At 51.8% G+C, this 13,491-nt stretch carries 11 protein-coding genes and 1 pseudogene; 2 read left to right on the top strand and 10 right to left on the bottom strand.

Translation table 11 applies throughout. The annotated features are described in order from the left end of the window. The first annotated feature begins 327 nt into the window (after positions 1-327). The gene (locus tag P40081_RS16825; RefSeq protein WP_042141160.1) at positions 328-1,047 is read left to right on the top strand and encodes an AzlC family ABC transporter permease; all 720 of its coding nucleotides are present in this window, start codon (positions 328-330) and stop codon (positions 1,045-1,047) included. Then, positions 1,038-1,364 (top strand): AzlD domain-containing protein, encoded by a 327-nt coding sequence (locus P40081_RS16820; protein ID WP_042137016.1) that lies wholly within the window; start codon positions 1,038-1,040, stop codon positions 1,362-1,364. Before P40081_RS16825 ends, P40081_RS16820 begins: the two co-directional genes overlap by 10 nt. A gap of 4 nt (positions 1,365-1,368) precedes the next feature. Here the strand turns inward: P40081_RS16820 and P40081_RS16815 are convergent, their stop codons facing one another. The 10 genes and pseudogenes from P40081_RS16815 to P40081_RS38545 all read right to left on the bottom strand — a co-directional run. Beyond that, positions 1,369-2,310, bottom strand: a complete 942-nt coding sequence (locus P40081_RS16815) for an alpha/beta hydrolase (protein WP_052421861.1) — start codon at positions 2,308-2,310, stop codon at positions 1,369-1,371. A gap of 98 nt (positions 2,311-2,408) precedes the next feature. Next, entirely contained in the window at positions 2,409-2,816 is a 408-nt protein-coding gene (locus P40081_RS16810) for a MerR family transcriptional regulator (protein ID WP_042137014.1), read from the bottom strand. Positions 2,817-2,843: 27 nt separating this feature from the next. After that, positions 2,844-4,187, bottom strand: coding sequence for a hypothetical protein (locus P40081_RS16805; RefSeq protein ID WP_042137012.1), 1,344 nt, complete (start codon positions 4,185-4,187; stop codon positions 2,844-2,846). Continuing rightward, positions 4,184-5,272, bottom strand: coding sequence for a DUF58 domain-containing protein (locus P40081_RS16800; protein WP_042137010.1), 1,089 nt, complete (start codon positions 5,270-5,272; stop codon positions 4,184-4,186). Before P40081_RS16800 ends, P40081_RS16805 begins: the two co-directional genes overlap by 4 nt. Before the next feature lie 3 nt (positions 5,273-5,275). Next, positions 5,276-6,253: an AAA family ATPase gene (locus tag P40081_RS16795; protein WP_042137008.1), complete on the bottom strand. Its 978-nt coding sequence runs from the start codon at positions 6,251-6,253 to the stop codon at positions 5,276-5,278. Positions 6,254-6,347: 94 nt separating this feature from the next. Next, the gene (locus tag P40081_RS16790) at positions 6,348-7,439 is read right to left on the bottom strand and encodes a GerAB/ArcD/ProY family transporter (protein WP_042137005.1); all 1,092 of its coding nucleotides are present in this window, start codon (positions 7,437-7,439) and stop codon (positions 6,348-6,350) included. An 18-nt stretch (positions 7,440-7,457) separates the two neighbouring features. Next, on the bottom strand, positions 7,458-8,606 hold the full coding sequence (locus P40081_RS16785; protein ID WP_042137003.1) for a Ger(x)C family spore germination protein: 1,149 nt from the start codon (positions 8,604-8,606) through the stop codon (positions 7,458-7,460). After that, a complete protein-coding gene (locus tag P40081_RS16780; RefSeq protein ID WP_042137001.1) occupies positions 8,603-10,051 on the bottom strand; it encodes a spore germination protein in 1,449 nt (482 codons plus the stop codon). Before P40081_RS16780 ends, P40081_RS16785 begins: the two co-directional genes overlap by 4 nt. 184 nt (positions 10,052-10,235) lie before the next feature. Next, on the bottom strand, positions 10,236-11,213 hold the full coding sequence (locus tag P40081_RS16775; protein WP_042141158.1) for an aldo/keto reductase: 978 nt from the start codon (positions 11,211-11,213) through the stop codon (positions 10,236-10,238). A 97-nt stretch (positions 11,214-11,310) separates the two neighbouring features. Further along, positions 11,311-12,624, bottom strand: a pseudogene (locus P40081_RS38545) (right-handed parallel beta-helix repeat-containing protein); the annotation flags it as partial. Positions 12,625-13,491: the final 867 nt, after the last annotated feature.

The following is a 13,491-nucleotide window of genomic DNA, read 5'->3' as shown; positions in this document are numbered from 1 at the left end:
GCCTCTTATAACTGTAGTCTGTACAACTAAATTTGCCCGAATGGGCGAGCACCCCTCTACATAGGGCAGTTTAATTGCAAGAAATACAACTAAACGCTTAAACACTAGTAAATCAGATGATTTAGATGTACAAAGTACAATTAAGCATACCTGATATACCGTGACCGGTCATTGTCAAATCTTCAGCAAGCGGTTTACCAAAGCGGTTATTACAAGTTTATATGTGATGCTATACATAGCTTGGAAATGAATAGTTTGGAATATAGAGGAGCGAGTGAATCCGTGAAGCCAGAATTCATACAACAGGAGTCTCCGGCGAATGGCCGCCTGCAGCGGGATGCCCTAGAGGTACCGGAGGGGAATGACACCTTCCTGCAAGGGGTCAAAGACTGCCTCCCTACTCTGCTCGGCTATCTAAGCATTGGCTTTGCAGCAGGTGTCGTGGAGAAAACTGCCGGCCTCTCCATTGCCGAAATTGCCATGATCTCCATTATTCTTTATGCCGGATCAGCCCAGTTTATCGCCGCAGGAATGATTGCGGCCGGAAGCAGCGCCTCCAGCATCATCATCACAATTCTGCTGGTCAATCTGCGTCATCTGCTGCTGAGCGCGGCGATATCGCCGTACTTCCGCCATTTGAATCCGCTGCGCAATCTGCTGATTGGATCACTGCTTACCGATGAGACCTTCGGGGTAGCCATCCAGAAGAGCGCCTCCAGGAAGCGGATCAGCGAGAAATGGATGCACGGGCTTAATATCACAGCCTATCTGAACTGGTTCCTGGCCAATATCGCCGGCGCCTTCCTCGGACAGTGGATATCCAGTCCGGAGAAGTGGGGGCTGGATTTCGCTCTGCCCGCCATGTTCATCGGACTGCTGGTACTGACGGTCATGGCACGGCGCAAATATCTGCTGGACATTACCGTCGGCTTCATAGCTGTCATTGTTGCCGTTCTGGTCTCTATTCTGTGGTCGCCCAGCATGGGCGTAATTGCGGCAGCTCTTATAGCCTCTACGATTGGAATGGTGATTGAACAATGGAAATAAGACTGGACATCTTCTTCATTATCCTGGGCGCTGCACTCGTTACCTTCATCCCGCGCGTTCTTCCGCTTATGCTGCTTAGCCGGATCTCCATTCCGGACTGGGGGATGCGTTGGTTAAGCTTTGTACCGATTGCGGTAATGGCTGCATTGGTCGCCCAGGAACTATTCGTAACAGACGGCAGGTTCGCCGGCCTTTCCACGAATGTGGAGCTGATCGCGGCATTGCCCTCCTTCTGGGTAGCCGTCAAAACCCGCAGCCTGCTCGGAACCGTAGTCACCGGCATCCTGGCGCTGATGCTGCTGCGCCTACTGTTTTAAACCCTTATACTTCAGCTTCCAGCTTCAGCGTCTCTTTTACATATTCGCCAATATGATGAATCGCCTGCTGCGCTTCAGGCAGCAGCGCAGCCAGCATCTGAAACACACTCCACATGTTCTCCCACACTTCCAGCTTGGCGGGTGTCCCCTCCTCTAGTGCCTTACCGGCCAGCCGCTCGGCATCGCTCAGCAGAACCTCGTGATCACCTACTTGAATGAACAGAGGCGGCAATCCAGTGAGGTCTTGTCTCAGCGGTGATAATAGTGCAGGAGCTTCCCCGGCATACTCCCCAAGATAATCTTCCAGAATACGCTGATTAGTCTCCCGGCTTCCGGTCGGATCTCTATCCGCCCGGCTCGTATAAGACTCTCCGTCCAAATGAACTAGATCTCCATGAGGCGAGAGCAGGAATGCGCCGCCCGGAAGCGGCTTCCCTTCATTCCGCAGAGAGATCAGCGTCATAAGGGCAAGCGTGGCACCTACGGAATCTCCGCCAAATATGATATGCCCGGGCTTGAAGCCCTGGTCCAGCAGCCACAGGTACGCAGACAGGCAATCTTCACCCGCAGCCGGATAACGGAATTCCGGAGCCAGCCGGTATTCCACAGTAAGCACCGCAATTCCGCTGGCGGCCGAGAGCCTGGCGGCCAGATCCCGGTAGACTGCACAGCTGCCGGCCACAAACCCTCCGCCGTGGAAATACAGAATTACCTTTGTATCCCAATGCGCATCCTTTTTCCCACCAGTTCTGACCCACTCCCCACTGAATCTCTCTGTCTTTACCTGCTCAACCTGCACACCGTTTAGCACAGGCAGTTGTCCGGCGGATTCCGCAAGGGCAGCGCGGATCTCTTGGGCCGGTTGTCCCGGATAGGGTTTATTGTGCTTCAACTGGTTGGAAATGGCCTGCAGCTGTCCGGCTGGAGTAACACTAGGGCATAACATAACGGTTCATTCCTCCTCTTAATCGTTCATAGACTCAATATAAACCCTGTACCGGAGTACAGGGTCAAGTGGCTATCTCAGATTAAATTCCCGCCGGTTCAGCCTTTCATGTTCAAGATATCAAGAGTCTCCTGAACACCCGGATGCCTGTCCTGTGTAAGGAGGCTGCTCTTCAATTCTTCCAGCTTTGTGCGGGTCTTGTGCCGTTTGGCAATCTCCAGATCAACAGCAGCCATTTTACTCTCAATAACTGTAATAAAATCCGGTATTCCGATACTGCCGTCTGCAGATTTGACCAAAGCTTTCTTGATCTCACGCAGAGTGAAACCGCAAGCTTTCGCATTCTGAATAAAAGCGATCCTTTCCAGCGCTTCCTCCGGATACATCCGGTATCCGCTGGACGTGCGCTGAGGCTGCGGAATCAGCCCGTATTTCTCATAATACCTGAGCGTTTCTATGTTTACTCCGGCCTCTTTGGCCAGCTCGCCTCGTAAATATGGGGTCATCCCTATTTCTCCTTCCTGCAGGATTAGCTACAGCTTCAACTGTTCTTTAAGTGCCGTAATCTCTTCAGCAGAGAGCTCAGTGAGGTCTGACTGTTCCTCATCTGCATATCTGGCTCTATTATAAAATGCAAGCAGGCGGTTATAGGCTTCCCCTTCGCTAACCGGGTTTTTGCGCTGCCGCTTCTGTCCTTCCGACCATGCTGCCACATCGGCAGCCGTCTCCTGAGGGGTCAGATATGCCTTCACCTCATACCCGTCAGTATGCTTGGCGCGGAGCCAATGACGATAGAGCCAGCGGATGCGTGCCCGGCTTCCGTCCATCGTCTCCCACCGGTCCCGGCGGCTGGATGGTGTAAGCCTGGTACGAAAGTAATCCCTGAAGCCCTGAACGGTCTGCTCCCAAGTGAACAGGCTGGTCTCTTCATCCTGATAACCGGCAGCAGCTGCAGGCGATTCTCTGCGCAGCACTGTCAACAGCCAGTCCATTGCTCTGCGGAGCAGTCCACCGGTATTTCTGTATAGCCAGCGTACTCCGTAATACAGCACCACAACTATTGCAGCTGCACCTATAATATAGAAGCCAATGTTAAGAATTGCGGCCAGAATGCCAGGTTCACCGGCTTCCGCTGCCGGGAATTCCTGAATGGCTTGTGGAGGAGCCTCCTCCGGCGGAGGTTCCTCTGCACCGGAGGATAGCCGGCTGAGCCAGGTGAAGAAGAGCCTCACCGCATTCCACAGCAGCATACCCACCGTTTTGCCGCCGCCCGCCGCCAGGACTGCCGCCAGGACAATGAATCCCGCCAGATACAGGCGGTTATGCCGCCGCAGGCCTTCAGGCAGACGTGCAGAATCACTGTTTAAGGAGCTGTAGCGCAGATGGCTGCTGTTGGAGTCAATCAGTGCCAGCACCAGGCATAAGCTTCCGCTCCAGGTTAATATAGTCACATTAGCCTGAAGCTCCGGAATCTGGGAGAAGGCTATTGAACCAATGAAATAGATTGTGATTCCGGCCAGATAGATTCTGAACCGGTTCACCCGTGAAGCTGTAGTCATGCCAAGATACGCACAGACTGCGGCACCCGCTACCAGCGGTATGCCCAGGAGTGTCAGTGTGCTGCTTATCAGTCCGGTCAAGAGACCCAGCAGCAGCGCCGCCAGCAGCTGCTGCCATAACCGGCTGCATCTATGCCGCAGCAGTACACCGCCTGCAACCAGCAGCGGTAATAGGTAAATCCACCGAACCGCTGCTTCACCGGATTGCAGATAAGTCTGCAGCGCCAGCCAGAGGGGCAGAAGCAGCAGCCAGTCTATGAAGGCAGTAATCCATAGCGCAAGGTTGGCCTGGAATGAAGATGAGAAACGGAGTTTCATAGCGCTGCACCGCCTTCTTCCGGAATATCCAGCCATTCTACTCCATTCCCCATGAAGCTCAATACCGCAGCGGCATCCTGCAGTTCCGGCCCCCGGTGACAGGTAATGATCAGATAATCCGTATCGCCTTCATCCTTCTCTGCTTCAATCTCCATCAGCCTGCTCATTGGCAATGTTCTGTCCAGATTCAGTCTGGCCAGCATGCCAAGGAATTCTTCAGCATGTGATATCGGCCAGGTATCCACCGGATCTCTTGCCCCGCCGCCGTCCAGCCTTCCGTTGCTGAGCAGCCGGGTCTCAATGCCATGGCTGATGGCATATTCAGCCACGGTCGCCGCATACCGGATGCCTAGCTCGATCCGCTCCACATCGGTTACGGTCCGCCACATGGAATCGCTGATCTCCACGTTCAGGCAGATTACAAGCCGTGAATCGGCCGTGTAATCCTTCTGATGCACCTGCATGCTTCCTGTCCGGGCTGTCGCTTTCCAGTTGATCGAAGCCAGGGAATCCCCTGCACTGTACTCGCGGGTACCTGCGGTAAGGAACGGATCTTCTACAATCCAGCGCTTGACGGGCAGCTCGCCGAGCCAGCTGTGCACCGGCAGCGGAAGCTCATGAAATTGAAGCAGCCCCGGGTAGACAAGGAGCTCCAGCTGCAGCGGGAAGGTCTTCGATTTGCGGCTCATCCCGAAGAGATCCCCCGTGGTCATGGTTGCGGTCTCCAGAAGAAACAATCCGCGCTCCCGGCAAATCACGTTATGCCGGCGTTTGATGTGGCGGTAAGACCTGAGAAAGAACAGGCTGACATGATTCTGTGAGATCTCGCCGCTGCTGATGCCCAGATTCTCCTGGGAGCCGAACTCAAGCCCCCGGGCGATACTGGATTCCAGACGCAGCCAAGGCAGCGGAAGCAGCTTCTTATTCATGATCTCCTCGACCATCTCCACCTGTTCTCCTGCATATACGGCCTTGGCCGAGAAATAGCGGGTATAGGTGACCTTCTTAAGCGCGTTACGGTCGTATATAGCAGAGACGAATAACAGCAGAAACAGCGTGCTTGCAATGAACCACGGCAGCGACATGGCTCATTCCACCCTTCCGCCTCTGGACAGGACAGCAGCCTCCGCCGGAACCTCCACCTCGCGCAGCACCTGAAGCACGACCTCAGCCGATTGCCCCTCGCGGACTCCGGGTCCGCGCTGAAGGATTAGCCGGTGTGCAAGCACCGGAACGGCCACGGCCTTAATATCATCCGGAAGTACATAATTCCGCCCTTGAATCAGAGCATATCCCTGCGAAGCGCGCAGGAGGGCGAAGCCTGCCCGGGGGCTCGCACCCAGCCGGACAGCAGGAGATTTACGTGTAGCCTCGACCACACTGATCATATACGCCAGCAGTTCATCACTTACATTAATACCAGCGGTAAGCCGCTGCATCTCTTGAATTTCCTCTGCACCTGCAACCGCACCGGTATCCTCCAGCGGGTTGTTCTGGCGGAACCGCTGCAGAATATGAACCCCTTCATTAAATGTGGGGTACCCTGTTGTAATCCGCATTAAGAACCGGTCGAGCTGTGCCTCCGGCAACGGGAACGTCCCCTGGCTGTCAATCGGATTCTGCGTGGCGATGACCAGAAACGGCCGCTGCAGCTCATGAGTCACACCGTCGATGGTAATCTGCCGCTCCTCCATACATTCCAGCAGGCTTGACTGGGTACGCGGAGTGGCCCGGTTAATCTCATCAGCGAGCAGAATACTGGCGAATACCGGACCTGGACGGAATTGAAATTCCCCGCTTTTCTGGTTGTAGTAGTTGATGCCGCTTAAGTCAGAAGGCAGCAGGTCGGGCGTGAATTGAATCCGCTTGAATGTGCAGTCCAGCGAGCGGGCGAGTGTTTTGGCAAGCAGCGTTTTGCCTGTTCCGGGCACATCCTCCAGGAGTACATGACCATTTGCGAGCAAAGCTGTCAGCAGCAGGTTTACACCATCTTCTTTTCCGACAATAACCTTAGCCAAATTTCCCCTTATCGATTCAATTAGAGCAGATGCTTCTTGAAGATTCATGTATAATGACACCATCCTATTCCAAAAAAAGGTATGTACTATAGCTTAATCATACCAGAAAGCGTCTACATTATATAATTGGGAGAATCAACAGTCATTTCAGCTGCTTGCCGGACTTCGAGCGTACCCATGCTACGATAAAATAGTACACCGGTATAAACTCCACAATCAGCCAAAAAATACTCGTATTGAAAGAATAATAATTGTGGTAATATACGGCCACATTCATCGAGTATACAAATGCAATTGTAATGGAACAGACCGTCAGGAGCGGAATCATAATTTTTTTTGCTTTTTGTCTGGTAAGATACAAGGCGCATTTATAAGCAACATAGATCATAAAAGAGCTGTGAATGAACATTGAGGACGACCATATGCCAATCAGAATCGGATCAGAGTTTCCCAGGAGATCATCATTCGAGGAACTGCGGATCATCTGCAGGAAGGGAAACTGCAGTTCCTTCCCGAGATACGGGCCGAAATTCAGCATGGTCATAAGCCATACTATCAGAACAATCAGTATCACAGTGATCCCCCCCAAACTTAGTGGCTTCATGATCTTATTGCTGATCTTAAGCTCCGGGGCAACAAAAAGAAACACAACCCATTCGCCAAACCAGGACATCACCGTAATCGAATCCTTAATGACGATGCGCGGGTCATGATAATGGATAAATGCCGGAAGCATAGAATATTCTGCATGCTGGATGAATAAATACGTACTTAGAATGGCGAAGACAATGCAGATCAGAGCAATGCCTTCCGACATATACACCATAGAGGCAAAACCCAGATGAGCGGTGTACATAATGACCAGACCTACAACAAGTATAATAAAAAGCGGGGGAGTTCCGCGCAAATAATTGCCTCCGAAGAACAGTGCGAAATTGTGTATATCATATGATACGTAATAAATACACCAGCACAAGAGCAGAATCACTATGATTCCATGCAGCCACTTCCCCATAATTTCTGCCCCGAACTCAACCCAGCCTATTCCCGGCTTGAGCTTTCCCACCATGATCGTGAAATATAACAGAATCAGCCCAAGGAAACCGCCAAGAATCAGGCTTATCCATCCTTGATAGGATGAGGTTTCAATGAGACCGGGAATCAGAAACATCGTACTTTGAGAGCCAAGGTATACAATCGAGAACCGAGTCATTTGCCATTTAGATGTCCGCATATTTCCTCCTTCGCCCCCTTATTTCTCCGAACCAAAATCCGCAATTTTAAAATCAGCTGTCACCTTGATCCGGGCCTCCCTGCTGTAATAATCCTCCCAGTGATCACGCAGACGTTTCCATTCTTCCGGATAATTCCATTCCAGCAGCATACCGAGCTGAAGTACATCTATTCCCGCCTTCTGCACATTTTCCAGCGTCTCCGAAACTTCCTTTACCGCTTTCTCCTGAAGTTTGGTCTTAAGCAGATGGCTGAGCTGGTCCGCTTTACGTTGTTTGGAATCCTTGAAGGAGGTTATACTCGCCCGGCCTTTTAGCTTCACATGGAATTCTGGCCCTTCAGGAGTCATCTTGACAGAGGAGGAGGTTTTGTCATTCAGAAAATACGCAGTGGCAGTCCCCTTGCCGTCATCATCCCAAGCAAACGAATTTACAGATTGAACATAATGATCTGCTGCCCAAGCCAAGGCTCTACCCTCTTTCACCTTCAGTATGGCCTTCATCTTCTTATCCTGAAACAGCATCACACCGTCTACCCCGCACCAATATTCCGTTTTCCCCTGCTCGGAAGTTTCACTTTTTTTGCCGAAAGATAAATAATTCATGGCATAGCCCATATGGTAGGATTCCGACAGTATGCAGTCTCTGATTGTTGTGCTGAACAGAATCTTTTGCCTGGCCATATTATTAAGCACCTGATCGGGCAATTGCTCGAAGACCGGTGTCAGCATCGGGATCTCCTTAGCCTTGCCTGGAGCAGCCATAATATAGGTTCCGAGAGAATTCTCAGGCTGCCGCTGGAACCATTCCAGCATATCTCCTATCCCCTGCTTGGCATATTGTTTGCCCAGTACAATAATCTTGAGATGTGAAGCCTCCATTTTGCGTGACAAATCCTTCTGAATCAGCAGGATAGCTTCCGGAATGGTCGGTGCAGTCTTGGATACCATAGAGTAGCTCTTTCCGTCTCCAGCCGCGCCCCCTTGTGCGCCTGAATCCAGACGGTTCGGGAGCGGCGAACTGATAGTCACCTCAACCGTTCCGGGTTCCTCACCAACATCAATAAACAAGCCAAATACAAAGGTCAATTCGTCGAGTTCCAGCTTGGACCAGCAGCCGGTCAGATTCAAAAGCAGCACTAACACAAGGATCAGCTTGAGGGGCTTCATTGCTTCTGTCTCCTTTTATTCTTCCTGTCGGTATAGGAGGAGCTGCGCTCCGTCATATACTGGGACGGAACACGGACCACGGTATCCTTCCAGTCTTCCAGAACCAGCGGAGCCACCGGTTGGAGAAAGGGAGTGCCAAACGATTTTAGATTAGCCAGATGGCCATATATGATAAAAACGGCGATGAAGACACCAATCAGTCCCATCGTCCCCCCCAGAATCAGGAGCACGAAACGCAGCAGCCTGAAGGTCAATCCAAGCTCAAGATGGGGGATGATGTAGGAGGCGATACCCGTAATGGAAACTACAATGACCATGGGTGCTGAGACAATTCCCGCCTGTACCGCAGCCTGCCCTATGACAATACCGCCGATAATAGAGACAGTCTGGCCAACCGGCTTCGGAATGCGGGTCCCTGCTTCTCTCAGTGCTTCGAAAGTAAGTTCCATGAGCAAAGCTTCCGTCAGTGCGGAGAAAGGGATATTCTCACGGGCGGCAGCAATGGTGATCAGCAGGTTGGACGGAATAATCTGTGCGTGGAAGGTTGTGATCGCCACATATAAAGAAGGCAGAATCATCGATATCAGCGAGAAAAAGAAGCGGACCAGCCGGATCCAGCTGCCGGCATAGAAGTTCTGGTAATAATCCTCAGAGGATTGCAGGAGCGCAAAGAAAGTTACAGGTGCCAGTAATGCCGACGGGGTACCGTCCTGCAATATGCTGATTCTGCCCTCCATCAACGATGCGGCTACAGAGTCGGGACGTTCTGTATATTGATAGATTGGAAAAGGTGAAAAATGCCCCTGGCGCATATGCTCAGCCAAATAGCTGATGCCCAGAATTCCGTCGACTGAGAGATTATTTAGTTTCTCTTCCATTTCAGCCAGGATTTCCGGCTTACAGAGCCCTTCGATATAAACCAGATATACATCGGTTTTGGTGTATCTGCCGATCGAGAAATGTTTGGTCTTCAGATCGGCATGCTTGATCTTGTGCCGCAGCAAGGACAGATTCGTCTGAACATCCTCGATAAAAGCCTCCTGGGGTCCAATGACCACCAGCTCGTTCTGCGATTCGGACACTGCCCTCTTCTGATACTGGGTAATTTCGAAATAATAGACATACGGCAGTCCTTCAATACAGAGAACCGGATTCCCGCTGACAATCAGCTCCACGGCCCTGTCCGGATGAAAAGCCTTCATATAAGGAATGGCAAAGGCTGAGCCGCGGTCCAGACGCTCCATGAATTGCGGCCAGTCCGGTTCACTGTTAGCCTCTGATTTCAGCGGGCTGGCAACAAACTCCTGCAGGCTGAGCATGTCCACGATGGCAGGTATATAGATCAGCATGCAGGCGTGTCCGTACACATGTATCGACTGGTATACAGCATCGCTGCAATCCGTGAGCTGTTCTTTGATGAGCTCCAGTATATTCTTGTCCGGCACCCTGCCTGCCTCCTTCCGGTTATAGAGAATCTTCCTTAGTGTGCCAGAACACCCTGAATTTATGCCCCCTAAGCGCAAATAGCCCCACTATGCGGGCCCCAAAATATATAAATTTCATTAAAAAAGGAGCCGGATCATCCCGGCTCCTTCATTAAACGGTGTATTATCGTTGCTGTATCTGTCCTTAGTAGCCCATCACAGGATGAGGAATATAAGGCTCCTCCAAACGGAGTACATCTTCCGGACTGAGCGTGACCGATACCGCTGCAGCAGCATCCTCCAGATGGCTCATGCTGGTCGCTCCGACAATCGGTGCTGTGACCGGCTTCTTCTGGAGGACCCAGGCTAGTGCAACCTGGGCACGCGGAAGACCCCGTTCTTCAGCAATCTCCTTCACTCTCAGCGCCACAAGGCGGTCGGCTTCCTCCGTCCGGGAGTACAGCAGCTTAGCAAATTGGTCACTTTCCGATCGGGTACTCGTCTCCTGCCAGTCCCGGGTCAGCCGCCCGCGGGCCAGCGGACTCCAGGGAATCACTCCGATCCCTTCCGCTTTGCACAGCGGCAGCATTTCCCGTTCTTCCTCACGATACAGCAGATTTACATAATTCTGCATCGATACGAATCGTGTCCAGCCGTGCCGCTCCGCCACATGCAGTGCCTTCAGAAACTGCCAGGCAGACATCGAGGATGCTCCGATGTAGCGTGCTTTGCCCGCCTTCACCACATCATGCAGCGCTTCCATCGTTTCTTCAACCGGTGTCGACGGATCCCAGCGGTGAATCTGGTACAAATCCACATAATCCGTCCCCAGCCGCTTCAGGCTATGGTCGATCTCGCTCATAATAGCCTTACGCGACAGGCCTCCGCCATTGGGGCCCGGGCGCATTTTACCATGCACCTTAGTAGCAATGACTACCTCATCACGGGAGGTGAAATCCTTGAGCGCACGTCCGACAATCTCTTCGCTGGTACCGTCAGAATAAATGTTGGCCGTATCGAAGAAGTTGATGCCCAGCTCCAGCGCTTTGCGGATAAACGGCCGGCTCTCCTGCTCATTCAGTGACCAGGGATGAGTTCCGCGTTCCGGCACCCCGTAGCTCATACACCCCAGACAAATCCGTGATACATCCAGTCCCGTTGTTCCCAGCTTCACATATTCCATAATCGGCAGCATCCTCCCTATAGCAAATTAGATCCTATGAAACCGATTATAGTATACCGCTGCCGGCCGGAAATGGAAATCCGTCCTGTTATCCGGCTTATTGAAACGTAGCGCCGATGTTCGTACCGCTTGGCGTACCTGATCCGATCAGATCACTTCCGGCGGCCAGCTTCAGAAAGCTGCCGAGGCTGAACGAACCGTCCGCATTTCTCACGACCGAAGGTGTAAGACTGACAAAATCACTACTGCTTGCGCTTAGGCCTTTGGCATTGGTGCTGGCATTGCTTTTCCACCATACATTGGTGCTGAGGATGTCCGTTCCGCTGGTCTTATCGCTGGAAGCGCCGGCAAAACTCAGATTATTCGTAAATTGATGAGTTCCTGTATCAAAGGCAAAATTGCTCTGACCATTGCTCCACGAGGTATTATTGGTCATTTGAATGGAACCTGGATTGCTATTGTAGGTGAACCCGTGTTTTTTGTTCTGAAAAGCGATGCTGTTCAACACGATGTGATTGACAGCAATCTTTTCACCGCCAAGCTTGAAGCCGTTGCCGTCACTGTTCGCTGTGCTGTTTCCGTCCGAGGTCTGGCCGTTCTTATATGCAATGCTGTTCTTGATCGTGACCACCCCAATAGGGCCGGTATCCGATTTGGTATAGAGATCCCAGCCGTCATCTGTGTTCCAGGCCGAGATGCAATAGTCGAACACATTCCCGGGTCCAATCGTCAGCTTGGCGGCAAATCCGTCGGCATCCTCGCCATTATCCGGATCGAAGTTGTCATGGGAATACACGCCGATGATCTGGTTATAGCTGGGCCAATCGGCCATGTTAGACAAGGTAGAGGAATAGCGGCTGATTTGCAGCCCGGAGTCCCGGTTATGATGAACCTCAACATTCTGGATAATGTTGTAGTTACCGCCGATGAAGATACCGTTATCTCCTGCCCCTTTCACTTCAAGGCCCTTTACATTCCAGTAGTGTCCGAATATCTGCAGGCCGCGCTCAGTAGAAGCAAAGGTCTCTCCTGAGAAATCCAGTACCGGCTTCTCACTTCCATAGGCCACCAGGTTCTTGCGCAGCCCGGAGCTTCCGCTGTTCTCCCGCTCAACCGTTACCGGAGCTGTGAAGGAGTAGGTACCTCCGCGCATGTAAATTGTTCCTCCGGCAGCCACTCTGGTAAGTGCCGAAGAGAGTGTCGTCGGACTGCCAATTGTACCCGGATTACCGGCTGCCCCGTTGGGTGCAACATACAGGCTTCCTGATACCGGTGTTACCGTTGGCGTCGGGGCGACCGTAGGAACTGGAGTTGGTGCTGTGCTCGGTGTTACTGTTGCTGTTGGTGTACTTACTGGGGTTGCCGTAGGTGCTGAAGTCGCAGTAGCTGTGGGGGCGGTAGTTGGACTTGCGGTTGCTGTCGCTGCTGGTGTTGCGGATGGTGCAGCGGTCGGAACCGTGGAACCTGCCCCGTTGACTACGACATTGTCGAATTTGACTGAAGTCTTGTAAGCAACAAGGCCAATGCCTCCGGCAGTCAAATTGTTATCGTGTGCATTTAATTGCAGCACATTATTCACATACATATTTATTGAATCTCCACTCAGCTCAAGCTTCACTGTGTACACAGTGCCTGTAGAAACCGCGAAGTCTTTGGAGGCCAGCGTTGTGCTCGAACCCGAGACTTTTTTGCGGATTTCGAGTGTGCCGCCATTGCTGTTCGACAAAGAAGCTGCGTAGTAGTTGTTCCCGTCCGTATACCGCCCGCACACATAAGTCCGGTTGCTTCCGTTGAAGTTATCCACCTTCACATCCGCTTGCACGCTATAATCAGTCCATGTGCTGCTGCCTGCGGAGGTGCGGCCTTCTGTACTGGCAGATTGATAATATACCTTGGAGCTGCCATCCTGAATCACAGACCATGTACCTGTGGTACTGGTCCAGCTGCCTGCACTGCCGGATTCAAAATCATCATTGAACAGACTTGCCGCAGCAGCTGAAGGTATGCCCCATTGCAGCCCGCCCAAGACGAGCACTGAAGAAAGCGCAATCATTAAAGCATAAGTAAATCGCTTTTTTATTTTCACGTTAACATTAACCTCCAAAGTATTGGATTATTTAATAACCATTTGCAGCGTTTGCATTACGGTTGCAATTCCAACGAAAACTTGTCTGTCTAAGTGCAGCAGCTATACGCCATGGCGTTCCTCCCTTTGCCCGACTATGCAGATCACTGCTTTGTGTTCTTTTTCGCAGCAGCCAATCTAATCTCCACTATA

The sequence above is a fragment of the Paenibacillus sp. FSL P4-0081 genome, assembly GCF_000758565.1.
Lineage (GTDB): Bacteria > Bacillota > Bacilli > Paenibacillales > Paenibacillaceae > Paenibacillus_AQ > Paenibacillus_AQ phytohabitans.
Note: the sequence above shows the minus strand (reverse complement) of the source record. Positions and strands in the feature narration are given on the sequence as shown.